This is a genomic window from Nonomuraea marmarensis (assembly GCF_043197025.1).
GTDB lineage: Bacteria > Actinomycetota > Actinomycetes > Streptosporangiales > Streptosporangiaceae > Nonomuraea > Nonomuraea marmarensis.
Window position 1 is genome coordinate 182202 of the sequence record NZ_JBICRM010000002.1, and the last position, 23885, is coordinate 206086.

At 68.7% G+C, this 23885-nt stretch carries 19 protein-coding genes and 1 pseudogene; 8 read left to right on the top strand and 12 right to left on the bottom strand.

Annotation, left to right across the window (positions count from 1 at the left end; translation table 11 throughout):
- Window positions 1-48: 48 nt before the first annotated feature.
- Together ACFLIM_RS03865 and ACFLIM_RS03870 are read right to left on the bottom strand one after the other, a co-directional pair.
- Window positions 49-813: an ABC transporter permease subunit gene (locus ACFLIM_RS03865; protein ID WP_393161934.1), complete on the bottom strand. Its 765-nt coding sequence runs from the start codon at window positions 811-813 to the stop codon at window positions 49-51.
- Between the two features lie 62 nt (window positions 814-875).
- A pseudogene (locus tag ACFLIM_RS03870) lies at window positions 876-1529 on the bottom strand (ABC transporter ATP-binding protein); the annotation flags it as partial.
- A 112-nt stretch (window positions 1530-1641) separates the two neighbouring features.
- Here ACFLIM_RS03870 and ACFLIM_RS03875 point away from each other — a divergent pair.
- Window positions 1642-2910: a sensor histidine kinase gene (locus ACFLIM_RS03875; protein WP_393161936.1), complete on the top strand. Its 1269-nt coding sequence runs from the start codon at window positions 1642-1644 to the stop codon at window positions 2908-2910.
- Complete coding sequence (locus tag ACFLIM_RS03880) at window positions 2907-3548, top strand: response regulator (protein ID WP_393161938.1); 642 nt, start codon at window positions 2907-2909, stop codon at window positions 3546-3548. The genes ACFLIM_RS03875 and ACFLIM_RS03880 overlap by 4 nt, the downstream gene beginning before the upstream one ends.
- On the opposite strand, the gene ACFLIM_RS03885 is transcribed toward ACFLIM_RS03880, so the two are convergent.
- The 3 genes from ACFLIM_RS03885 to ACFLIM_RS03895 form a co-directional block, all read right to left on the bottom strand.
- A complete protein-coding gene (locus tag ACFLIM_RS03885) occupies window positions 3505-4062 on the bottom strand; it encodes a DUF402 domain-containing protein (protein WP_393161940.1) in 558 nt (185 codons plus the stop codon). The two genes, ACFLIM_RS03880 and ACFLIM_RS03885, sit on opposite strands and share 44 nt — an antisense overlap.
- A gap of 151 nt (window positions 4063-4213) precedes the next feature.
- A complete protein-coding gene (locus ACFLIM_RS03890; protein ID WP_393161942.1) occupies window positions 4214-5521 on the bottom strand; it encodes a hypothetical protein in 1308 nt (435 codons plus the stop codon).
- Window positions 5518-6774: a glucarate dehydratase family protein gene (locus tag ACFLIM_RS03895; protein ID WP_393161944.1), complete on the bottom strand. Its 1257-nt coding sequence runs from the start codon at window positions 6772-6774 to the stop codon at window positions 5518-5520. The genes ACFLIM_RS03890 and ACFLIM_RS03895 overlap by 4 nt, the downstream gene beginning before the upstream one ends.
- Window positions 6775-6879: 105 nt before the next feature.
- On the opposite strand from ACFLIM_RS03895, the gene ACFLIM_RS03900 reads away from it, so the two are divergent.
- Entirely contained in the window at window positions 6880-8349 is a 1470-nt protein-coding gene (locus ACFLIM_RS03900; RefSeq protein WP_393161946.1) for an aldehyde dehydrogenase (NADP(+)), read from the top strand.
- 386 nt (window positions 8350-8735) lie between these two features.
- Here ACFLIM_RS03900 and ACFLIM_RS03905 read toward each other — a convergent pair whose 3' ends face one another.
- The 5 genes from ACFLIM_RS03905 to ACFLIM_RS03925 all read right to left on the bottom strand — a co-directional run bounded on the left by ACFLIM_RS03905 (window position 8736) and on the right by ACFLIM_RS03925 (window position 13587).
- Entirely contained in the window at window positions 8736-9641 is a 906-nt protein-coding gene (locus ACFLIM_RS03905) for a 5-dehydro-4-deoxyglucarate dehydratase (protein WP_393161948.1), read from the bottom strand.
- A gap of 12 nt (window positions 9642-9653) precedes the next feature.
- Entirely contained in the window at window positions 9654-10415 is a 762-nt protein-coding gene (locus ACFLIM_RS03910) for an IclR family transcriptional regulator (protein WP_393161950.1), read from the bottom strand.
- A gap of 67 nt (window positions 10416-10482) precedes the next feature.
- Complete coding sequence (locus ACFLIM_RS03915; protein ID WP_393161952.1) at window positions 10483-11343, bottom strand: carbohydrate ABC transporter permease; 861 nt, start codon at window positions 11341-11343, stop codon at window positions 10483-10485.
- 10 nt (window positions 11344-11353) lie between these two features.
- The gene (locus ACFLIM_RS03920; protein WP_393161954.1) at window positions 11354-12283 is read right to left on the bottom strand and encodes a carbohydrate ABC transporter permease; all 930 of its coding nucleotides are present in this window, start codon (window positions 12281-12283) and stop codon (window positions 11354-11356) included.
- The gene (locus ACFLIM_RS03925) at window positions 12280-13587 is read right to left on the bottom strand and encodes a sugar ABC transporter substrate-binding protein (protein ID WP_393161956.1); all 1308 of its coding nucleotides are present in this window, start codon (window positions 13585-13587) and stop codon (window positions 12280-12282) included. The genes ACFLIM_RS03920 and ACFLIM_RS03925 overlap by 4 nt, the downstream gene beginning before the upstream one ends.
- 136 nt (window positions 13588-13723) lie before the next feature.
- On the opposite strand from ACFLIM_RS03925, the gene ACFLIM_RS03930 reads away from it, so the two are divergent.
- From ACFLIM_RS03930 to ACFLIM_RS03940, 3 genes are all read left to right on the top strand, one after another.
- Window positions 13724-14518, top strand: a complete 795-nt coding sequence (locus tag ACFLIM_RS03930) for an NAD-dependent epimerase/dehydratase family protein (RefSeq protein WP_393161958.1) — start codon at window positions 13724-13726, stop codon at window positions 14516-14518.
- Window positions 14519-14640: 122 nt separating this feature from the next.
- On the top strand, window positions 14641-15600 hold the full coding sequence (locus ACFLIM_RS03935; RefSeq protein ID WP_393161960.1) for a LacI family DNA-binding transcriptional regulator: 960 nt from the start codon (window positions 14641-14643) through the stop codon (window positions 15598-15600).
- On the top strand, window positions 15600-16532 hold the full coding sequence (locus ACFLIM_RS03940; protein WP_393161962.1) for an aldose epimerase family protein: 933 nt from the start codon (window positions 15600-15602) through the stop codon (window positions 16530-16532). The genes ACFLIM_RS03935 and ACFLIM_RS03940 overlap by 1 nt, the downstream gene beginning before the upstream one ends.
- Here the strand turns inward: ACFLIM_RS03940 and ACFLIM_RS03945 are convergent.
- Window positions 16525-18981 (bottom strand): SpoIIE family protein phosphatase, encoded by a 2457-nt coding sequence (locus ACFLIM_RS03945; protein WP_393161964.1) that lies wholly within the window; start codon window positions 18979-18981, stop codon window positions 16525-16527. The two genes, ACFLIM_RS03940 and ACFLIM_RS03945, sit on opposite strands and share 8 nt — an antisense overlap.
- Window positions 18982-19076: 95 nt before the next feature.
- On the opposite strand from ACFLIM_RS03945, the gene ACFLIM_RS03950 reads away from it, so the two are divergent.
- Window positions 19077-22520: a HAMP domain-containing protein gene (locus ACFLIM_RS03950; protein WP_393161966.1), complete on the top strand. Its 3444-nt coding sequence runs from the start codon at window positions 19077-19079 to the stop codon at window positions 22518-22520.
- A complete protein-coding gene (locus ACFLIM_RS03955) occupies window positions 22517-23134 on the top strand; it encodes a response regulator (protein ID WP_393161967.1) in 618 nt (205 codons plus the stop codon). Before ACFLIM_RS03950 ends, ACFLIM_RS03955 begins: the two co-directional genes overlap by 4 nt.
- Before the next feature lie 4 nt (window positions 23135-23138).
- On the opposite strand, the gene ACFLIM_RS03960 is transcribed toward ACFLIM_RS03955, so the two are convergent.
- Window positions 23139-23804 (bottom strand): tyrosine-protein phosphatase, encoded by a 666-nt coding sequence (locus ACFLIM_RS03960; protein ID WP_393161969.1) that lies wholly within the window; start codon window positions 23802-23804, stop codon window positions 23139-23141.
- Between the last annotated feature and the right edge of the window lie 81 nt (window positions 23805-23885).

Below are 23885 nucleotides of genomic sequence, written 5' to 3' on the forward strand. Positions count from 1 at the left end.
CCAAGGTGGGGACACCCATGCGGACGGCTGGTTCGGGGTCGAGGGTGCTCATGCGTCTCTCCGCTCAAGTACGCAGTAGCCGATGGCGAGGGTGACGATCGGGTAGGCGAGGAGTACGGCGAGTGCGGCCACAGGAGGTAGGAAGCCGTCGCCCAGGCGTGAGGAGAGGCGCTGGTCGGCTATCTGCGGGACGAGGTTGGGCAGGAGGAGCGTGGCCACGCGGGTGTTCCACGGCGGGGGCAGGTAGTTGACGACGCCGGGCAGCACGAAGAGCATCGCCACCACCGACACGATCGCTCCCGCCGTTGATCGGATGGCGGCGCCGAGGCCTAGCCCCACCAGAGCCAGGGCGGTCACCGACAGGGCGGAGGCGAGCAGCATGGGCAGGTCGTCGGTGAAAGTGGTGTTGTTGAAGCCGAGTTGGTGGCCGCCGGCGATCAAGCGGCTTGCCGAATAGGTGACCAGAAGGATCGAGCCAGCCGCCATGAGTGTGGCCAGGCCGACGATCCCGGCTTTGGCCAGGAGTAATGTGCTGCGTTTCGGGACGGCGGTGAGGCTGGTGCGGATCATGCCCGTGGCGTATTCGGAAGTGATCGCCAGCACTCCCAGCACGGCCAGGCTGATCTGGATCAGTGGGAGGAAGCCCTGCTCGGGGGCTGCCGCTCGCAGAGAGCCCCGGTCTTCCGCGAGGCCGCTCACATAGAAGGTCCACGCGACGCCGAGGACTACCGTCAGGGCGGCCGTGCCGATCGTGTGATAGGTGGAGCTCACCGAGCGCAGCTTCAGCCATTCGGAGGAGAGAATCGCCTTCATCGGGCGGCTCCGTATTGGACGCTGTCGGCGGTCAGGGCGATGTAGGCGTCTTCGAGCGACGGGTAGCGCGCCGTCAGCTCTGCGACGGTGGCCTCGGCGATCAGCTTGCCGCGGCCGACGACGACGATGCGCTCGGCGGTCAGGGCCATCTCGCTCATCAGGTGGCTGGAGAGCAGGATCGTCCTGCCCTCCGCGGCCAGCGAGCGCATGAGGCCGCGGATCCAGCGCACGCCGTCGGGATCGAGGCCGTTGACTGGCTCGTCGAACATCAGCACGCCCGGATCGCCGAGCAGCGCGGACGCGATGCCGAGCCGCTGTTTCATCCCGAGCGAGAAGCCACCCACCCGTTTGCGCGCCACGCCTGCCAGCCCGACCTGCTCGAGCACCTCGGCCACCCGCATGGGGCCGATGTCATTGGTACGCGCCAGGCAGAGGAGATGGTTGTAGGCGCTGCGGCCGCCGTGGACGGCGCTCGCGTCCAACAGCGCGCCCACCTCGCGCATCGGCCTGCTGATCGATGTGTATGGGCGCCCGTTGACCAGCGCCCTGCCGGAGGTCGGCGCGTCGAGACCGAGGATCAGGCGCATCGTGGTGGACTTGCCCGCGCCGTTTGGGCCGAGGAAGCCCGTCACGTGGCCGGGCTCGACCTTGAAGGACAGTTGGTCTACGGCGAGCGTGTCGCCGTAGCGCTTCGTGAGGCGTTGGAGTTCGATCACGCCGTAAAGGATGCGGTACGCGGGTGGCTGGCGCGTCGGACCACGGTTCGAACCTCAAGGTCAGACCCTGGGTTGACGTGCGCACGCTGCTTCAGCGGCTACGGTTCAACGCGTGGACGACACCGACCCCCTCTTCGCCAGGCGCTTGAGCCGCCACCAGCTGATCATGCTCGATCTGGTGGCAGGTCTGGGATTCGCGTTCGTGTCTTTCACGGCGACGGCCAACGCCACGGCGCTGCCGCCCTGGGCGAGGATCGCCCTCCCGCTGGCGCTGGGGCTGCCGCTGGCCGTGCGAAGACTGTGGCCCCTGCCCGTATTCTGCTTCACGCTGGTGCTTGCTATCTGCGCCGCGCTGGTCGGCGCCGTGGGGTTCGCCTACGTCGCGCCCGCGTACGCCCTCTATGTTGTCGCACTGTCCGGCGGGTTCGGCGCCATGGTCCCGACGTCGGCCATCGGAGTGATGAGCCTCGTCTCGATCTTCGGGCTGGCCGTGGCAGGCGCGCCGCGTGAGGGTGCTCCGGATTGGTTGTTGCACGTCGATCAGCCGCTCCTGGGGATCGCGGCGATGGGCGGCGCCTGGACGATCGGGCGGGCCGTGCATGAGCGCAGGCTTTGTGCGGCGCGTGACGCCGAGCGGCTGGCGGCGCAGGCGGTGACGGAGCAGCGGTTACGCATCGCCCGCGAGTTGCACGATGTGGTCACGCACAGCGTGGGGTTGATCGCGGTCAAGGCGGGGGTGGCCAACCATGTGCTGGCGACCAGGCCGGAAGAGGCGCACGATGCCTTGCGCGTGATCGAGACTGCCAGCAGGAGCGCGCTCGTTGAGATGCGCCATCTGCTCGGTGTGCTGAGATCTACCGCCACGCCCGACCTCGTTCCCGTCCCGGGACTCGCGGGGATTGAGGGGTTGGCGGAGCAGGCTCGGTTGGCAGGGGTCGGGGTGGAGTTGGAGATCGGGATCGGGAGTGACTGCGGGCTTCGCGGCCGGAATGGCGACGGGCTTCGAGATGGGGGCGGTGACGGGCTTCGCGCCCGGGATGGCGATGAGCTTCGAGAAGGGGGAGCTGGGGAGCGGGCGCGGCTGTCTGATGGGGTGGGGTTGTCGGTTTATCGGATTGTGCAGGAGGCGCTTACCAATGTCGTCAAACACGCCGCGCCAACTCGATGCCGGGTGTCCGTGGTCGCGGATGGCAGGGATGTACGGATCGAGGTGACGGATGACGGGCCTGGTAGACGTACGTTGCCTGCGGATGGTGCCGGGCATGGGCTGATCGGGATGCGGGAGCGGGTGACGATGTTCGGCGGCACGTTTGAAGCCGGGAGCCTTCCTGGGCGCGGGTTTCGTGTTTTCGCGCGGCTGCCCTACGAGGAGGTCTCGTGATCCGGGTGGTCGTCGCCGACGATCAGGCGCTGCTCAGAGGGAGTTTCAGAGTGCTGGTCGACTCCGAGCCCGACCTGGCCGTGGCGGGGGAGGCGGCGACTGGGGTGGAGGCCGTGTCCGTGGCCTTGGAACAACGCCCCGATGTGGTGCTGATGGATGTACGCATGCCGGAGATGGATGGAATCGAGGCTACTCGGCGGATCAAGGATGTTTCGCGGGTTCTTGTGGTGACCATGTTCGACCTTGACGCGTATGTTTATGACGCGCTCCGGGCTGGGGCTAGCGGGTTTTTGCTGAAGGACACGCCGCCTGCGGATTTGCTTGCTGCTATTCGGGTGGTCGCGGGTGGGGAGGCGTTGCTGGCTCCTACGGTCACGCGCAGATTGATCGAGGAGTTCACGCGCACTCCCGTCCTGCCTCGGGTCAGGGGGTTGGAGGGGGTTACGGAGCGGGAGCGGGAAGTGCTGACGTTGATCGCGCGAGGATTGTCCAATGGTGAGATCGCTGGTCACTTGCAGCTGAGCTTGGCTACGGTCAAGACTCACATCACGCGGCTGTTGGCCAAGCTGGAGGCTCGTGATCGGGCTCAGCTTGTTATCGCGGCTTATGAGAGCGGGTTGGTTTCTGCTGCGGGCTGATTCTGCTTGGTTGTGATTTGGTGGATGCTTCCAGCCACTCCAGGTGGGCGCCGCCGAATGGGCCCTTTCTCTGTCCAACGGCGTCGAGCAACCAGCGGGCGGTGTCTTGTGCCTGGGCGATCAACTCGGGCGGGTAGCCCAGAAGTACCTGGTGCTCGGCGAATTCGTCCTCGTCGTCGAGGATTAGCCGCCCGTCTCGCATTCGGATGACATCGAGATCGAGGTCCAGCATGGTTACCTCGCCGTCTCTCCACTCTGGAATGGTGGTGACGTCGACGTAGATTTCGCTTTTGTGTGGTGGGGTGTTGAATGACGCCGTCCACCAGGCATTGCGTGGGAACAGCATGATTGCGGTTGTTTCCCAGGTGACTGGTGGTCCGTCGCCCTTGCGGGCGACGGTTCCGCCAGGGACTTCCGCCCAGATTCCGTGCTCGTCCTCGCCCAGCAGGTGGCCGGGGTGATTCCAGTGCAGCGCCCCGCCGTACTTTCGGTACACGATCCGCACTTCGGTCATATAGGGCAACCTATGCGTGCCGAACGACATGCCAGCAACGAGGCTCGATGGGAGCGCTGCCGACGCCGCCTCGACGGGGAACTCCGTTGACGCGGTTCGGTGCGACATAGTTTGCAGTGTCGACGAGGGGTCGGTGGAAGCCTGCTGGGTGTTAGCGGTGGTGCAGGCGCAGGGCTTCGGAGAGGGCGGTCAGGCGTTGGGGGGAGGCGAGGCCCGCGTGGTACAGGTGGAATTCTGTCGCTCCTGCCCTGGCGTACGTCCTGAGGTGGTCGGCCAAGGTTGCGGCGTCGGCTGGGCGGGGTGGGAGAGCTAGCACGTAGGCGCCTACTCGCTGGCCTGGGACGGACAGTTCCTTGAGCCGGGCGAGGCGGGCGGCGTCCGCGGACGGGTCGCCCCAGCAGTTGGCCACCAGCACGTCTGCTTCCGGTTCGCCTGAGGGCAGTGGGGCGAACGCTCCGGCGGCCCAGGGATCCGGGTTGGCGTGCAGGGTGATGGGGGTGTTGGGGGCGGTGCTTCTGGCTACCGCGATCAGGCGTCTGCGCAGGGAGGTCGACAGGTCAACGCGTATTGCCCTTACCTCGTCGGTCAGCGAGCCCAGGGCTTCGTCGATGGTGCCTGTCGCGGTGGGGCCGTTGGTGACGAAGGTCGTTGATGTGGTGGTGACTGTGATGGTGGAGGGGGTGTTTGTTGAGCTTGAGTGGCCGCCCGTCACCGTGGTTGTGGTGGTGGGGCCGGCGACCGTCGTCTTGGTGGTTCCCCTGCTCGTGTGAGTGGTGGTGGTGTGGGTGCCTGTTCCGGCCTTGGGAGGCAGGGGGTGGTCTATGGCTGCGCGGACTCGGGCTCTGGTGGTTGGTGGGTAGCGGTCGGCGCAGGCGGTGCAGAAGCAGAGGGAGAGGAGGTCGGCGTCGACCGGGGTCCAGTCCGAGCCGGAGGTCTTCTCGTGGACGCTCTGGTGGCCGAAGCCCAGCGGGCCGCAGGCTTCCAGGATGAGACCGTCCGGGGCGCCTACCTCGAGGATTTCCCAGACCAGGCGCTCGCAGTAGTCGACGACGTCCTCGTGGGCGGGGCAGAGGGCGTAGGGGTACGGGTCGCCGAAGGCGTTCTGGACGACCAAGTCCGGGTTTGCGGTGCCCAGGTGGGAATTGTGGGTCAGCACGGTCCAGGCGTGGACCTGGAGGCCCGCGGCTTTCAGGGCGTCTCTGGCCTGGAGGTACGCGTCCGCAGGCGTCCAGGTGGGGCCGGCGGGGACCAGGCGCGACCAGGATGATGGACGGATCGGGAGGTAGAAGGCTGAATACGGCACATCCAGCACGCGGTGCGACGGGTGGTAGGGCGTGGCGGCGCGGGTCGAGTGGTAACTGGCCGCCAGGGCCACCGCTTTCACGCCCAGTGCCGCCAGGCGGTCGGGGGACGTGGGGTCGCCGACGACGTCCCAGGGATAGACATAGGCGATGTTCACCAGCGGGGTCTCCTCGCGGAGAAGTCGGGCTCGAAGCGTTGCATGTAGCTGGTGTCGTCTCTCGCTACGATCCCGCACTTCTCGTACTGCTCGTTCATGCTGGCCAGGGCGTCGCGGTCCAGCTCGACGCCCAGGCCCGGGCCTGCTGGTACGGGGACGGCGCCGTCCACGAAACGCAGGGCGCCTGGTACGACCACGTCCTGGCCATCCTGCCACGGGGTGTGCGTGTCACAGGCGAAGGTGAGGTTCGGGGTGGCGGCGGCCAGATGGGTCATGGCGGCCAGGCTGATCCCGAGGTGCGAGTTGGAATGCATGGACAACGACAGACCAAACGCGTCGCACAGGGCGGCGATGTGCGAGGAACGTACGAGGCCGCCCCAGTAGTGGTGGTCCAGGAGGAGTACACCGATTGCGTGGGATGCGATGGCGGGCGGGAGGTGTTCGGGGGTGACCACGCACATGTTAGTGGCCAGGGGCATGGGCACGGCGGCGGCCACTTCCGCCATGCCGGAAATGCCGGCGGTCGGGTCCTCCAGGTACTGGAGCACGCCTTCCAGTTCCTCGCCCACGCGGATCGAGGTGTCCACCGTCCAGGCGGCGTTCGGGTCGAGGCGGAGGGGGACGCCTGGGAACGCCTCGTGCAGCGCGCGGATCGCGGCTACTTCCTGGTCCGGGGGGAAGACGCCGCCTTTGAGCTTGATCGACTTGAAGCCGTATTCCTTGATCAGGAGAGCCGCTTGTTCCACCATGCCGGCTTCGTCCAGAGCCGCACCGAATCGGTCCGGTTCCGCGCCCGGGTGGCCTGCCCACTTGTAGAAGAGGTACGCGCTGTACGGCACCGCGTCCCGGACCCGGCCGCCCAGCAGGTCCACCACTGGCACTCCGGCCGCCTTGCCGCGAATGTCCAGGCAGGCCACCTCAAACGGGGAGAAGACCCGGTCTATGGACTTCTCCTTCGTCGCGACGCCGGTAAGGCCATGCAGGTCGCTCACCACATCGCCGACGATCGCGCTGATCCGGGCGTACATCGTGTTCGTCGCATGCACGTCCAACCCGATCAGCGCCTGCGCGCACTCCCTGACCTTGCCCAGGTGCTCGAGATCGCCATAGGTCTCCCCCAACCCGGTCAAACCCTCATCGGTGACGACCTCGACAATGGTACGGAGGGCCCACGGTTCGTGGACTCCAGCGGCGTTCAGGAGGGGCGGATCCCGGAAAGCTACAGGGGTTACGTGGATCTGCCTAATGATCATTTCGTTCGCCGTCCATATATGTGAACAATTGCCAGGTTTGTGGACAAGTTGCCGCAACTGTAAGAATCAGGCTGAAGAAGTGTCAAGACTCCGAAGGGCCATTCGATGATCTACGGATACGACCCCAGGACAGGCGCGACCGTGGGCGCCGCCCTGCCCGAGACCGACAGCGCCGGGGTCGACATGATCGTTTCTGCCGCGTCGGCCGCCGGTTCGGCATGGCGGGCGACCCCGGCGGCGGAGCGGGCGCTCGCGCTGGAGGCCGTCGCCGACGCGCTCGCCGCTCACGTGGACGAGCTGTGGCAGCTCGCCGACCAGGAGACCGCACTCGGCGAGGTACGCCTGCGCGGCGAAGTGGCCCGTACCGCGGGCCAGTTCAGGCTCTTCGCCGACGTGATCAGGGACGGGGGCTACCTGGAGGCCATCATCGATCATGCCGATGCCTCGCTCACGCCGCCCAGGCCCGATGTGCGGCGGATGAAGCATGCGCTGCCGGGCGTCGTGGCCGTGTTCGCGGCCAGCAACTTCCCGTTCGCGTTCTCCGTGGCCGGGGGCGACACCGCGTCCGCGCTGGCCGCGGGCTGTCCGGTGGTCGTCAAGGCGCATCCCGGGCATCCGAACACCTCCGCGCGGGTGGCGAAGATCGTACGGGATGCGCTGCCGTACCCCGACCTGCTGGGTCTCGTGCAGGGCATGCAGGCCGGGATCGAGCTGGTGCAGCACCCCGGGGTGGTCGCGGCCGGGTTCACCGGGTCGGTGGCCGGGGGCAAGGCGATCCAGCGGCTGATCGATGAGCGTGAGGTGCCGATTCCGTTCTTCGGCGAGCTGGGCAGCGTCAATCCCGTGGTCGTGCTGCCCTCGGCGCCGGTCAAGGAGGTGGCCGCGGGGTTCGCGGGGTCGCTGACGCTGGGGGTTGGGCAGTTCTGTACGAATCCGGGGCTCATGTTCGTTCCGGAAGGTGACGAGCTGCAGCGGGCTCTGGCGGAGGCCGTCGAAGGAACCACCGGCGGTCCCATGCTGGCCGAGCGGATCAGGGACGGGTACCTGGGGGGTGTCGAGCGGCTGGGCGAGCTGCGGCTGCTGGCCGAGGGCAAGCCCGGGGAGGGCGCCTGGGCGGTCACGCCGAAGGTGTTCACGGCGGATCTCGACGCATTCGAGGAGAAGTTGCCGCGCATCGCCGAGGAGTGCTTCGGCCCGGCGTCGATCGTGGTGACATATCGGGAAATTTCCGATCTGCGGCCGGTCCTTGAGCGGCTCGAAGGGTCGCTGACCGCGACCGTGCACGGCACCGATCCCGATGAGGCCGGGGAGGTCGTCGAGGTGCTGGGCAGGAAGGCCGGACGGCTCATCTGGAACGGCTGGCCCACCGGGGTCGCCGTGTGCTGGGCGATGCAACACGGTGGTCCTTGGCCCGCCGCCACCACGACCTCCACGTCGGTCGGGGCGACCGCCATCGATCGGTGGCTGGCGCCCACGGCGTACCAGGACTGGCCGGATGCGCTGCTGCCGGACGAGCTCAAGGAGGGCAACTCGCTGTCCGTCCCGCGGCGGGTTGATGGGCGTTCGCATATCTGAACCAAATTCACCATCTTGACGGGAGGATCGTGCCTTCACGGCACGCCGGGCGGTTTAGCGGGTCCGCCCCCATGAAAGGGGGCGGGCCGGACATAAAGGCAAGGTTCCGTGAGGGTGAGGGCCAGCGGGGTCAAAGGTCGGGAGGTGAAGGCCCAAGGCCGGGCGGCGTGGCGGTTGTGGGTCAAGCCCATGGGACCAGGGGGCGAGGCCAAACGGCCAGAGGCGAGGCCAAGCGAGGCCAAACGGCCAGGGGCGAGGCCAAGCGAGGCCAAACGGCCAGGGGCTAGGTCAAACGGCCAGGAGGTGAGGGGTGCGAGGCCGGGCGGTCAGGCGGCCAGGGTCGCGGTCCAAAGGGCCCGAGACCCGAAGGCCGCCTTCGCGCCAGGTCAGGCCCCCGCGATCGCCAGCCCGGTGGCGATGATCCGCTCCAACGACGCCAGATGCTCAGGCGCCGGATCGATCAGCGGCGCCCGTACACCCCCCACATCCAGCCCTCTCAACCGCACCCCGGCCTTCACCAGCGAAACGGCATACCCAGGCACAAGATCCCGCAATTCCACCAGCGGCAGGTAGAACCCGGTCAGCAGCCGCTGCACCAGCACCTCGTCCCCACCCGTCACCGCCTTGTAGAAGGCCAGCGCGATCTCGGGCGCGAACGCGAACACCGCACTCGAATACAGGCTCACCCCGAGCCCCCGATAGGCGGGCACGGTCAACTCCGCGGTGGGCAGCCCGTTGAAGAACGTGAACTCCTTGTCGGTCGACCGCCGCACGGTCAGGATGATCCGCTGCAGCAGGTCGAAGTCTCCGAGCCCGTCCTTGAACCCCACCACCTCGGGCAGTTGAGCCAGCTCGGCGACGGCCTCCGGGGTGAAGCGGGCGGTGCCGCGCTGGTAGATGATGACCGGCAGCCCACCGGCTTCCGCGACCTCGCGTACGTACCGCACCAGACCGGAAGGAGGGCCGCTGACCAGGTAGGGCGGCATCAGGAGCAGGCCGTCGGCGCCCTGCGCGGCCGCCGCGCGGGCGACCGCCTTGGCGGACGGCAGCGGACCGCCGGCGCCGCCGAAGACCGGCACGCGCCCCGCGGTGGCCGTGACGGAGGTGGCCACCACCCGGGTGTAGTCGTCGAGGTCGAGGGCGTTGAACTCACCGGTGCCGCACGCGGTGAACACTCCTCCCGCCCCCGCCGCGACTCCCTCGGCGACGTGCCGGGCCAGAACAGGTTCGGCGAGGGCGCCGTCGTCCCCGAAGGGGGTCACCGGAAAGAAGAGAACACCATCTAGCCGCATCAACAGTCCTTTCTAGCGGATGCCCTCCCTGCGAAGAGTGGCAGCCAGCTTGCGGGTGTGTTTGATCACCGCCTCGGTGATCTGCTCGACCTGGGCGGGCGCGAGTCCCGCCGGCATCGAGCAACTGATCGCGTCCGTGGCCGGGATGCGGTAATCGACCGCCACGGCCACGCAGGCCACGCCGCGCGTGCCCTGCTCGCGTTCGTAGGACCAGCCCCTGGTGCGGACCTGGTCGAGCTCGCCGGTCAGCTTGGGCAGGTCGGTGATGGTGTGCTCGGTCAACGCCGTCAGCGGTTCGGGCAGCAGCGCCTCGACCTCGTCGTCGGTGAGCTGGGCGAGCAGCACCTGGCCGAGCGCCGTGACGTGGGCGGGCAGCCGCCGGCCCACCCTGGGGATCACGTGGTCGGCCTCCCGCGACTCCCTGGTCGCCAGGTAGAGCACGTGCGCGCCGTCCCGGCGCGCGAAATGGGCGGTCTGCCCGGTCTCCGCCCGCAGGTCTTCCAGGGTGTCCTGCGCGAACGGCAGCGCGGGATCCTTGTCCAGGTACGCGGTGCCGGTCAGCAGCGCGTGCGGCCCGACCCCGAACGCCGACCTGGCCGAGTCGGTCTCGACCCAGTTGAGCTCGACCAGCGTCCGCATGAGGGCGTGCAGGCTGCTCCGCGGGAACCCGGTGCGCTGCTGGAGCTCCGACAGCGTCAGGTCGTCGTGCGACTCGGCCAGGGCTTCCAGGATGCGTACCGTCCGCTCCGCGGACTTGACCAGTTGCGGCTCCATACTCATCCCATCTCGACGGCGGCTTACCACATCCAGGATATGGGATAGCGTCCATATACATGGACACCTAACCCTTTACCGCGCCGCTTGTCAGACCGCGCATGAACTGCCGCTGGAAGGCCAGGAACGCGATGATCGACGGCAGCAGAGCCAGCAGCGAGGCCGCGAGCAGCACGCCGATGCCGACCTCCTCGTCGGAGCGGAGCGAGCGCAGCGCGATGGGCAGCGTCCACATGTCCGACTCCGGCGCGACGATCAAGGGCAGCAGGTACTGGTCCCAGATCATCGTGAAGCCGAAGACGCCGATCACGCCGAGTGCCGGACGGCACAGAGGCACGATGATCGTGGCGAAGATCCGCAGCTCGCCGGCGCCGTCGATGCGCGCGGCCTCCTCCAGCTCGACGGGCACCTCTTTCATGAACTCGGTCATGACGAGGATGGAGAAGCCCCAGGCGCCGACGGGCAGGATCATCCCCGCGTACGTGCCAATGAGGTTCAGGTGCAGCACCGGCAGGTCGGCGAGGACGAGCGAGAGGGGGATCGCGATGATCTCCTCGGGGAGCATCATCGTGGCGAGCATGAGGAGCATGACGATCGTCATGCCGCGAAACTTCTTGCGAGCCAGCGAATAGGCGGCGAAGACGCTCACCAGCATCTGCAGCAGCAGCCCGAAGCCGACGACCACGAAGGAGTTGAACAGGTAGAGGTAGACGTTCTTGTCCGTGGCCTGGATGAAGTTCTCCAGGGTGAACTCGTCGGGCCACAGGGAGAAGGACGTCGGATCGAGCGTCTTGCTGAACGCGCTGATCAGCAACCCGACCAGTGGCCCGGTGAAAACGATCACCATCAGGCCATAAATCACGACTTTTCCGGTAACGGCCAGCGGCCCCTTACGCGACTCCAGCCCCAGAGCGCTGTCGAACCTCATGTCGCCTGCCTCATGTCGCCTGCCTCCTGCGCAACATCTGGACGATCACGGTGAGAGCCAGCGTGGCCAGGAACAACACGATCCCGCCCGCCGAGGCCACGCCCAGCTCGTTCTTCTGGAACCCGAGCTTGTAGATCAAGGTCATCAGCACTTCGGACGAGCCGTTCGGCCCGCCGTTCGTCAACACGTAGACCTCGACGAACACCCGCAGCCCGCGAATGGCGGCCAGCGTGAACAGGATCCAGAACACCGGCCGCAGGGCGGGCAGCGTGATGTGCCGCAGCCGGTGCCACGTGGAGGCCCCGTCCACGGCCGCCGCCTCGTAGAGCGTGCGGTCCACGCCGACCAGCCCCGCCAGGAAGATCATCATGTCGTACGGCGTCCCGCGCCAGATGCTCATCAGCATGATCGACCACAGCGACGAATGCTCGCTGGCGAGGAAGGGCTGCGGATCGATGCCCACCCAGCCGATGATGACGTTGAGCATCCCGCTGTCCGCCGGGTGGAACATGATCCGCCACACTTCGGCCACGGCCGCCATCGTGGTGACGACCGGCAGGAAGGCCGCGGTCCTGACGAACCACAGGTACCTGGCGGGACCCTCGATGAGCAGCGCGAACCCCAGGCCCAGCACGAGCGAGCCCAGCGTGGTGCCCAGCGCGAGCACGACGCTGTGCCAGATGGCCGCGGCGAACTCGTCGTCGGTGATGATCGTCTGGTAGTTCTGAAAGCCCACCCACTCGTCACCCAGGAACGTCTGGACCTTGAAGAAGCTCTTCCACAGGCCCACGAACATCGGGATGAACTTGAAGTACAGGAACAGCAGCAGGGCGGGCGCAAGGAACAACCAGGCGATCAGCGACCCCCGCCACCGCACCGGCTTGGTGCGGCGGTGGGGGGATGCCGTTCCGCTTCGCGGCTGGGTGAGTGTGGAGGTCATGACGCTTTCTGGCTCTGCAGTTCCTGGGTGAGCTTGGTGTTCAGCTCGTCCATCTTCGTCTTGACGTCGGCGGTGCAGTCGGCCCAGACGGCGTTGATGGAGTCGGCGGAGTCCTGGCGGATCGGCGTCCAGCTGGGCACCGGGGGAGCGTAGACGGCGTTCGCGTACGACTCCTGGAACACCTTCCAGCGCGGATCCTGGCGCTCGGCGGCCATGTCGACGCCGGTGTTGACGGGGAGGCGGACGATGGCGCCGTTCGCGTCCTTGTTCATGCCGATGCGCTGACCCTCCGGGGAGACCGCGAACTCGGCGAACTTCTTCTGCGCGTCCTGGTTCTCAGAGCCGGCCATCATGTAGACGTTCTCGCCCTCGCCGAGGGTGCCGGGACCGCCCGACGGGCCCTTGGGCACGGGCAGGACCTCGATCTTCTCGGTGCCGATGCTCTTGACGAACCTGGCCAGCACGTACGGGCCGACCAGGTAGATGCCGCCCTGGCCCTTCTCGAACACCTCGTGCGTGACGGTCGTGTCGTTGCTGACCGCGCCGGGGTTGACGGTCTTGGTCTTGCAGAACTGGTCCTGCAGGTACTGGACGGCCTCCACGAACTTGGGGTCGTTGGCGGTGGCCACGTACTTGCCGGGGCCGTTGGCCTTGAGGAAGTCGGCGCCGTTGGCGTAGATCAGCGAGGAGGCGTACCAGGAGGCGTAGCCGCGCTTGGTGCCGGCGGGGGCGACGAACCCGGCGGTGTCCTTCTGGCCGTTGCCGTCGGGGTCCTTCTCGGTGAAGGCCGTGGCCAGCTTGGCCAGGTCCTCCCAGGTCTGCGGCGGTTCCATGCCGACCTTATCCCGCCAGTCCTTGCGGACGATCAGCGCGAACGCCTGGGCGGAGAACGGGGCGCCGTAGGATTTGCCGTCACTGCCCGTGGCGGCCTTCCACGCCAGGTCCGACAGCTGGTTGCCGCCCGCCAGCGTGGCCTTGTCGACCTGGCGCAACCAGCCCTGCGACTGCATGGTGCCGAGCTGGGCAGTGTCGTTGATGACGATGTCGGGAAGCTGTTTCTGCGCGGCCTGCTGGTTCAGCTTGGTCTCGAAGTCGTCGAACAGCGCGACGACTTTCGTCTGCACCCCGCTGGCCTTGGTAAATGCGTCGGCTAGTTTCTTCGCCGTCTTGGCGGAGTCCGAATCGGGCGGCTGCCTGATCCAGATCTCCAGAACGTTGTCTGAGCTCGATCCCCCGGAACCGCAGCCTGTCAGCGTTACGGCCAGGGCCGCCGTGATCGCGACCCCCAGCAGACGACGTGACATCAGACCGCCTCCCGTTCACATACGTGGACATGAGTCGTGCACTTGGATATGTGCCTGTGAACGTAACTACTCTCACGGTTCACGGTCAATATTCAAGGATGTGAATTTCGGTCAGAATCGTGTACACCATGGATGCATGCGCATTCTCATGACAGGCGCGGCCGGGAAAGTCGGCACGCTGCTCCGCCCAAGGCTTGCTCGCGAGGGTCGCACGCTGCGGCTTTCCGACATTCAACCGGTTGAGGCGGGTCCGGGGGAGGAGTGGGTGACGGCCGACCTCGCCGATCCGGCAGCCGTGGCCTCGGCGATGAAGGGCGTGGACGCGGTCCTCCACCTGGGCGGGCAGAGCAGGGAGCATCCCTGGGTCGACATCGTCCAGGCCAACATCAACGGGACTCAGGTGCTGCTGGAGGCGGCGTACAGGGAGGGGGTCGAGCACGTCGTCCTCATGGGCAGCCACCACGCGGCCGGCTTCCACACCCGCCCCGCCGACGGCTCCGACCTGCCCGACTACGTCTTCCCGCGGCCCGACACGTTCTACGGCGTGAGCAAGGTCGTCATGGAAGCGCTCGGCAGCCTCTACCACGACCGTTTCGGCATGAACGTCACCGTGGTCAGGCTCGGCACCTGCAATGAGGGCTCGGGCGACACGCGCGGGCTGGCCACCTGGATCTCACCCGACGACCTGGCCCGCCTGGTCGAGGCCGCGCTCGTCGCGCCGGGCTACCACGTGGTGTGGGGCGTCTCCGACAACGCCCGCCGCTGGTGGTCCCTGGAGGAGGCCAAAACCATCGGGTACGTCTCCCGCGACGACTCCGAGTCGCAGGCCGCCGCGCTCATCGCCGAGCACGGCGAGCCCGACCTGACGGAGCCCCTGCACCACCGCGCCGGGGGCGTCTTCACCCTCAGGGAACTCGGCGGCTCCTGGTAACACCCACCGTCGCAAGGCGAGGCCACGCGGTACGGCGGTGGCAACCGGTTGCAAGAACCTTGACGGCCAAGGGGGTGAAGGTCAAGGTTTAGTCTGGCAACCGTTTGCAAGGGAGGACGGCGATGGCGGCGACGATCAAGGATGTGGCCCGGGCCTGCGGCGTGCACGTGTCCACCGTGTCCCGCACCTTCTCCGCGCCGCACCTGGTCAATCCTGCCACCAGAAGCCGCGTGCTGGCCGCCGCCGACGACCTCGGTTACCGGCCCAACCGGGCGGCCAGGGCGCTCACGACGGGGCGCACGTACAACATGGGCCTGATCGTGGCGGACATCGCCAACCCGTTCTTCCCGCCGCTCATCAAGGCCGCTCAGGCGCAGGCCAGGGGCCGCGACTACCACGTGTTCGTGGCCGACACGGACGAGGATCCGCGGGTCGAGGAGGAGCTGATCAGGACGCTCACCAAGCAGGTGGACGGCGTCCTGCTGTGCAGCCCCCGGCTGTCCAACCGGATGATCGAGCGGCTGGCGGAGGACGTGCCGTTCGTGGTGGTGAACCGGCGGATCAAGGGCATGCCCGCCGTGCTCATGAACGTCGCCCAGGGCGCCAAGCTCGCGCTGGAGCACCTGGCCGGGCTCGGCCACCACAGGATCGCGCTCGTGTCGGGGCCGATCGGCTCGTGGACCAGCAACGAGATGCAGGGCGTCGCCGCCGAGGCGCCGGGGCTCGACCTCGTCTTCTTCGGCCCCAACCAGCCCACGGAGGCAGGCGGCCTGGCCGTGGCCCCCGACGTGGCGGCCTGCGGGGCCACGGCGGTGCTCGCCTACAACGACCTCGTCGCGCTCGGTGTCATCGAGGGGCTGGCGGCCATGGAGATAGGGGTACCAGACCAGATAAGTGTGGTCGGGTTCGACGACATCCTGCCAGGACGGCTCAACAGGCCCAAGCTGACCACGGTGGCCATGCCGACCGTGGCCGCTGGGAGGATGGCGGTCGATCTGCTGTTGCAGTCGGGGGGCGAGGGCGCGACAGTGACCCTCGACACCGCCCTCATAGTCCGCGAGTCCACGGGAAGGGCCCAATAATGATCTTCGGAACGCTGCCGTCCGGTGAGCACGTCGAACGCGTCGAGCTGTCGTCGGGGCGGCTGCGCGCCGAGGTGCTCACCTACGGCGCCATCGTGCGCTCGCTGGAGGTGTCGGGCCGCAACGTCGTGCTCGGGCTCGACACGCTGGCGGACTACCTGACCCGCAGCCGCTACTTCGGCGCCGTGGTCGGCAGGTACGGCAACCGCATCGCCAACGGCCGCTTCACCCTCGACGGCGTCGAATTCCGGCTGCCCGTCAACAACGGCCGGCACAGCCTGCACGGCGGCACCGAGGGCTTCGACAGCAAGGTGTGGACCATCGCAGCACGCACCGGCGAGTCGGTGACGCTCACGCTGACCAGCCCCGACGGCGACCAGGGCTACCCGGGCACGCTGACCGCCTCGGTCACGTACACGCTGGCGGACGACGCGCTCCGCCTCGACTACACCGCCGAGGCCGACGCGCCCACCGTGCTCAACCTGACCAACCACTCCTACTTCAACCTCAACGGCGGCGGCGACGTGCTGGACCACGTCGTCCAGATGGAGGCGGAACACTACCTTCCGGTCGACGACGGCAAGATCCCCACGGGGGAGCTCGCGCCGGTCAAGGGCACGCCGTTCGACTTCACCGAGCCGCACGCCGTGGGGGAGCGGTACGACGGCGGCTACGACCACTGCTTCGTGCTCGACGGCGCCGCCCGGGTGACGGCCGACGGCCTCACCATGGAGGTCACGACCACCGAGCCGGGCGTGCAGTTCTACGCCGGCGGCATGCTGGACGGGGCCGCGACGCCGTACGGGCCGTTCGCCGGGTTGTGCCTGGAGACGCAGCACTTCCCCGACTCGCCCAACCAGCCGAAGTTCCCCTCCACCGTGCTCAGGCCCGGCGAGCGCCGGACCTCGACCACGACGTACAGGTTCATCTGACCGGACGCAGGGCGGTGGACGCCTTGATCACCAGCAGCGCCACGTCGTCCTGCGACGGCTCGGGGGCGAACGACTCGACCGCGTGCCGGACCCGTTCGGCCACCGCGTGGGCGCTCAGCCCCGTGCAGCCGGACAGCAGCGCCGCCAGCCCGTCGCCGTCGTCGAGCAGCCGGTCGCCGTTGCGCCGCTCGGTCACGCCGTCGGTGACGCACAGCAGCAGCTCCTCCGGCGCCAGCTCGAACGTCTCGACGTAGAACCTGGCGCCGGCCTCGATGCCGAGCAGCAGCTGGGGGCTCGCCATCGCCTCGACCAGGCCGTTCGCCCGCAGCAGGAGGGGCGGCGGATGGCCCGCGGAGGCGATCGTGCACAGGGCGCCGCCCTGGGGGAGCGGGGTCAGCTCGCCGCTCAGCAGGCTGAGGAACCTGCCCTCGTCGCCCTCCTCCAGCAGCGCCTGGTTGAGCCGGTCGAAGATGTCGGCCACCGTGTAGCGCTCCTTGGCCAGCAGGCGTACGGCGTGCCGGGCCAGCCCGGTGACCGCGGCCGCTTCGGGGCCGCTGCCGCACACGTCGCCCAGCGCGAAGCACCAGTGGTCGCCCACCGTGAACAGATCGTAGAAGTCGCCGCCGACGTCCGCGCCCTCCTCGGCGGGCTCGTAGACGACCGCGGACTCCAGGCCGGGCATGGGCGCCACGCGCATGGGCAGCAGGCTGCGTTGCAGCACCCGGGACGTGGTGGCCTGCCTGGCGTACAGCATGGCCGTGTGCAGGTTGAGCGCCACCAGGCGGCACAGGTCCGCCAGCAGGTCGGCCAGCTCCAGCGGCAGCGTCGGCTCGGCGCGGCCGATCACCAGCGCGCCGAGCGACCTGCCCTGGGTGAGCAGCGGGAACGACAACACGGTCTCGGGGCCGACCGGCCAGCTCACCTCGCTGAGCGCGGTGCGGGGGATGGCGGGCAGCGACTTGCGCAGGTCGGCGTTGTGCCGCTCCTCGCTGTGCCAGACGTGGGCGAGCCTGGTCATGCCCGCCAGATCGGTCAGGTAGACGGCCGCCCAGGTCGCGATCTTGGGCACCACGAGCTGCGCGGTCAGCGCCGCGATCAGCTCCTCGTCGTGCACGCCGGCCAGCAGCTCGCCCGCCTCGGCCAGGAAGGACAGCCGGCCGCGGTGCGCCCGGTCCTGCTCGGCCAGCCGCTCGCGCTGCACGGGCACGGCCACCTGGTCGGCGATGTGCTGCAGGCTGACCGTGAGCTCCTGGTCGAAGCAGCCCGGCTGCGCGGCCGTCACCACGATGTAGCCGGTCACCTCGCCGGTCACGAGCAGCGGCGCGCACGCCAGCGACCTGGCGCGCAGCTGCTGGGCCAGCTCGACGTCCTCGGCGAGCAGGTCCTCGACCATCGTCGGCGTCTTGAGGTCGGCGCCGAACACGCCCGTCGCCAGCACTCCCACCAGCCCCGCCGTCGCTCCCGCGCCGGCCGCCACGCCGAACCTGTTGCCGCCGTCGGTGGCCAGCAGCACGTACGCGGCGTCGCCGCCGCTGGACATCTGGACGATCTGGGCGATCGTGTCGAGCAACTCGGAGAACGGCATGTCCTGGTCGAGCAGGTCCTTGATGCGCCGGCCCGCCTCCCTGCGCAGCGGCGCGGGCGGCGTCAGGACATAGCGATGATCGTTCGCCACCACCATCCAGATCAGCCTGCGGTCCTCGGAACGGCCCCGGGTGCGCAGGTGGGAGACGTAGACGGGGACCAACCTGCCGTCGGCGTGCCGTATGCGCGCCTCGCCCCGCCAGCGGCCCAGGCCGAGCGTGTCGGCGAAGGACAGCGCGTACGGGCCGTGGCCGCGCCAGGCGACCAGGCGCTCCAGCTTCCGGCCGATGACCTGCTCCGGGCGCCAGCCGAGCAGCTGCTCCGCCTCCGAGTTCCACGACTCGACGACCCCGTCGCTGTCGCTGACCACGACGCCGACGTGCAGCGTGTCGATGGGCGCCGCGATGGGGGCCGGGAGCAGGCCGGGCGTGCCGACCGCGACCTCCCGGCCGTCGCTGCCGTCCGCGATCTCCATGCGTACCCAGACGCGCTTGACGGTCCTGGTGTAGGTGACGCCCCAGGCGTCGGCCAGCATGCCCGCGAGCGCGAGCCCGCGCCCCGAGGTGCGCAGCGCCTCCGCAGGCATGCCGTCGGCCGCCAGGATCGTCCTGGTGGGATGGTGGTCGTCGACCTGGATCTCCAGCTTCGCCGGGTCGGCGTCCACGTCCAGGCGGCAGGTCAGCTCGATGCCGGTGCCCGCGTGCACGACGGCGTTCGTGACGAGCTCGCTGGTCAGCAGCACGGCGTCCTCCGCCAGATGGCTCAGCCGCCATTCGCCCAGCACCTGGCGGACGAACTTGCGCGCGTGCGCCGGCGCATGGGGCGTGCCGTCGAAGGCCGTGCTCGACACCCTGCTCGTGTCCACTCTGCGTCCTAGAACATCACTCGATGTGGCAGTTCGGTCACTCTCAGAGTGGCAGACTGGTGCCGTTGATACCTCCAGTTGTGAAGAAGGCCGCCATGGTCGCGCAGTTGGAATCCCCGCATGCTCGTGGATCGCTCCATCTGGCGGATCTCCGCCCCCTGCTCGTGGCCCTGCAGGGCCTGCGTGACGGCAACTTCCGCAACCGCCTGGAGGTGCCGGGAGATCCGTTCCTGGCCGAGCTGGCGACCGCGTTCAACCAGGTGGTCGACCGCAACGAGCACCTCACGGGCGAGCTGACCAGGCTGCGCGGCGAGGTGACCAGGCGGGGGCGGCTCGACGAGCGGCTGAGCCCCGGCCCCGGCGCCGGGAGCTGGGCGGTCAACGTCGCGGCGGTCAACACCCTGGTCGACGCGCTGGTCATCCCGGCGGCCAAGGCCACGCGGGTGCTGAACGCGGTCGCGGACGGCGATCTGTCCATGCGGGTGGACCTGCAGGAGGACAACCGGCCGCTGCGCGGCGGGCTGCGGCTGATGGGCAAGGCGGTCAACCGCATGGTCGAGCAGCTCGCGCTGTTCTCCGGCGAGGTGACCAGGGTCGCGCGGGAGGTCGGCACGGAGGGCCGGCTGGGTGGCCGGGCCAAGGTGCAGGGCATGTCGGGGAGCTGGCGTGACGTGACCGAGGCGGTCAACGCCATGGCCGGGCGGCTGACGGCCCAGGTGCGCGACATCGCGGTGGTGACCACGGCCGTGGCCAGGGGCGATCTGACCAGGCAGGTGACGGTTGAGGCCACCGGCGAGTTGCTGGAGCTCAAGCTGACCGTCAACACCATGGTCGACCAGCTCTCGGCGTTCGCCAGCGAGGTGACCAGGGTGGCGCGCGAGGTGGGCACGGAGGGGCAGCTCGGCGGCCGGGCCGAGGTGAAGGGCGTGCTCGGCACCTGGAAGGACCTGACCGACAACGTCAACTTCATGGCCTCCAACCTCACCACGCAGGTGCGCTCGATCGCCCAAGTGACGACCGCGGTGGCCAACGGCGACCTGTCGAAGAAGATCACCGTGGACGCCCGCGGTGAGATCCTGCAGCTCAAGGAGACGATCAACACGATGGTCGGTCAGCTGTCGGCGTTCGCGGACGAGGTGACCCGGGTGGCCCGCGAGGTGGGCACGGAAGGGCTGCTCGGCGGCCAGGCGCAGGTGCGGGGCAAGAGCGGGGTGTGGAAGGACCTGACGGACAACGTGAACCTGATGGCCTCCAACCTCACCAGCCAGGTCCGGAACATCGCCCAGGTGGCGACCGCGGTGGCCAACGGCGACCTGTCGAAGAAGATCGACGTGGACGCCCGGGGCGAGATCCTGGAGCTGAAGACCACGATCAACACCATGGTCGACACGCTGTCGTCGTTCTCCTCCGAGGTGACCCGGGTGGCGCGCGAGGTCGGCTCGGAGGGCAGGCTGGGCGGCCAGGCCGAGGTCGAAGGCGTCTACGGCACCTGGGAACGCCTCACCAAGAACGTCAACGAGCTCGCCGGAAACCTCACCACCCAGGTGCGCGCCATCGCCGAGGTGGCCAGCGCCGTCGCCCAGGGCGACATGAGCCGCTCCATCAGCGTCGAGGCCAAGGGCGAGGTCGCCGAGCTGAAGAAGAACGTCAACCTCATGGTCGCCAACCTGCGCGAGACCACCCGCGCCAAGGACTGGCTGGAGAGCAACCTGGCCCGCATCGCCGGGCTCATGCAGGGCCACCGCGACCTGGTCGAAGTGGCCGATCTGATCCTGCGCGAGCTGACGCCGCTGGTCAGCGCCCAGTACGGCGCCTTCTTCCTGGCCGAGTCCGACTCCCTGGACGGCAGGCTGGCCTTCATCGCCGGCTACGGCGCCGCCCACGACGTGCTGCCGGGCCCCGGCACTCCAGGGCCCGGCCTGATCAGGCAGGCGGCGCTGGAGCGCAAGCGGATCCTGCTGGAGGACGTGCCGCCCGGCTACATCAAGGTCTGCTCGGGGCTGGGCGAGGCCGCGCCCGCGAGCGTGGTGGTGCTGCCGATCGTGTTCGAGGACAAGGTGCTCGGGGTGATCGAACTGGCCTCGTTCAGCCGGTTCAGCGACGTGCACCTGGCCTTCTTCGACCAGTTCGTGGTCACCATCGGCGTCGCCATCAACACCATCATCGCCAACGCCCGCACCGAGTCGCTGCTGTCGGAGTCGCAGCGGCTGGCCCAGCAGCTCCAGGGCCGCTCGGACGAGCTGCAGCGTCAGCAGGCCGAGCTGCGCAGGTCCAACGCGGCGCTGGAGGAGAAGGCCCACCTGCTGGCCACCTCCTCGCGCTACAAGACGGAGTTCCTGGCGAACATGTCCCACGAGCTCCGCACGCCGCTCAACAGCCTGCTCATCCTGGCCCGGCTGCTGGCCGACAACCTGGAGGGCAACCTGTCGGAGCAGGAGGTCGAGTTCGCCACCACGATCCACAACGCGGGCAGCGACCTGCTCCAGCTCATCAACGACATCCTCGACCTGTCCAAGATCGAGGCGGGGCGGATGGACGTGCGGCCCGAGAAACTGCCGCTGAGCAAGCTGCTCGACTACGTGGACGCCACGTTCAGGCCGCTCACCGTCGATCGCGGGCTCACGTTCGAGATCGAGGTCCGCCCGGGCACGCCGCGCGAGCTGTACAACGACGAGCGCCGCCTCCAGCAGATCCTGCGCAACCTGCTGTCGAACGCGGTCAAGTTCACCTCGGCCGGCGAGGTGCGGCTGGCGGTCTCGGTCGATCGTGACCGGGCGCTGGGGGACGACGCCGAGGTGATCGCGTTCGCCGTCAGCGACACCGGCATCGGCATCGCGGCCGACAAGCTGCCCGCCATCTTCGGCGCGTTCCAGCAGGCCGATGGCACCACCAGCCGCAAATACGGCGGCACGGGCCTGGGCCTGTCGATCAGCAGCGAGATCGCCCGCCTGCTCGGCGGCGAGATCCACGCCGCCAGCAGCCCGGGCGTGGGCAGCACGTTCACGCTGTACGTGCCCGCCAGGTGCCCCGCCTCGACCGTGGCGGGCGAGCCCGACTGGCCGCCGGAGCCCCCGCCGCAGGCCGGATGGCCGGCCGTGGAGAGCGACGACCTGTGGCGCTCCGCCCCCAGGCTCACCCAGCTCAGGGACGGCCCGCTCGGCGCGGTGTTCGCGGGCAGGCGGGTGCTCATCGTGGACGACGACATCCGCAACGTGTACGCGCTGACCCACGTGCTCGGCCGGCTCGGCATGGAGATCGTCTACGCCGAGAACGGCAGGGAGGGCATCGAGGCGCTGGAACGCGACGAGGAGATCGCGCTCGTCCTCATGGACGTGATGATGCCGGAGATGGACGGCTACGAGACGCTCGTCGCCGTACGCAAGATGCCGAGGTTCGCCGACCTGCCGATCATCGCGATCACCGCGAAGGCGATGCCGGGCGACCGGGAGAAGACGATCTCCTGCGGCGCCTCCGACTACGTGCCCAAACCTGTGGATCTCGACCACCTGCTCGAGGTGATGCGCGGATGGCTCACATGAACCGTCAGGTCAAGATCCTCCTCGTAGACGACAACGAGGAGAGCCTGGTCGCGCTGGAGGCCGTGTTGCGGCCACTCCAGCAGCCGCTGTTCAAGGCCAGGTCGGGGCCCGAGGCGATGAAGCTGATGTTGCGCCACGACTTCGCGGTGGTCCTGCTCGACGTGCTCATGCCCGGCATGGACGGCTTCGAGACCGCCACCCACATCAAGCGCCTCGACCAGACCCGCGACGTGCCCATCATCTTCCTGACCGGCACCGAACCCAACTCGCGCGCCGCCTTCCGCGGCTACGCGGTCGGCGCGGTCGACTACCTCACCAAGCCCTTCGACCCGTGGGTGCTCAGGTCCAAGGTCGCGGTCTTCATGGAGCTGTTCCGCAAGAACGCGGTGCTCGTGGAGCAGGCCGCGCTGCTCACCCAGCTCGTCCACGACGACGAGGCGCTGTCGGACTTCGCGCGGCGGCTCGGCTCGGTCGAGGCCCGCCTGGCCGGGCTGGCCGCCGCCACCTCGGGCGACGAGGGGCTGAGAGACGCGGTCAAGGACCTGGCCGACCGGGTGGCGGCCATGCAGGCCGCCTTCGAGGTGGCCTCGTCCACGGCGCCGCTCAGGGAATGACGGCTCAGGGGAGGAGGGCGGTGCGCAGCCGCCCGGCGTGCGCCGGGGTCAGGCCGTTGGCCAGCAGCACGCGCTCTGCGCCGCCGCGCTCGGCCAGCGCGGCCAGGAACGTGCGCATCGCGCTCTCCGGCGCCTCCAGCAGCGCGGAGGGCAGGCCCGACGGCAGCGTCATGTCCAGCATGAGCAGGACGTCGGGCAGCGCCTTGGCGGTGAGCGCGTAGTCGCGCACGATGGCCTCGTGGTCCACGCCCAGCAGGTCGAGGATCAGCGCGACGACCACGCCGGTGCGGTCCTTGCCCGCCGCGCAGTGGACGAGCGCGGGCAGCCCGTCGGCGATCTCCGCGATGACCCCGGCGAACCAGGCCGCCCGGTGCTGGAGCAGGGCCACGTACAGGTCGCCCAGGTCCATGTCCGGCGGCAGGGCCGCGAGCGCGACGGGCGAGGAGGAGGACCCGGCGCCGAGCGGCGCGTGCCTGACGGCGCCGCCCAGCGCGAGCGCCCAGTCGCCGGGGGAGCGCTCGTCGTCGCCGCGCAGGTCGGCGATCAGCCGCAGGCTCGCGACCAGCTTCGCGTCCGCGGGGGTGAGCGTGTGCGGTTGCGCGGAGCGGTAGAGCACGCCGGGGCGCAGCGCGGTCTCCGCCGCGACGTCCCGGAGGTTCAGGAGAGGCATGAACCCATTTATGAATGGGTTGTCTGCGGGGTTGCGGCTTTTGTGTGGACATCGGGTGAACCCTCTCGGCATGTTTGAGGC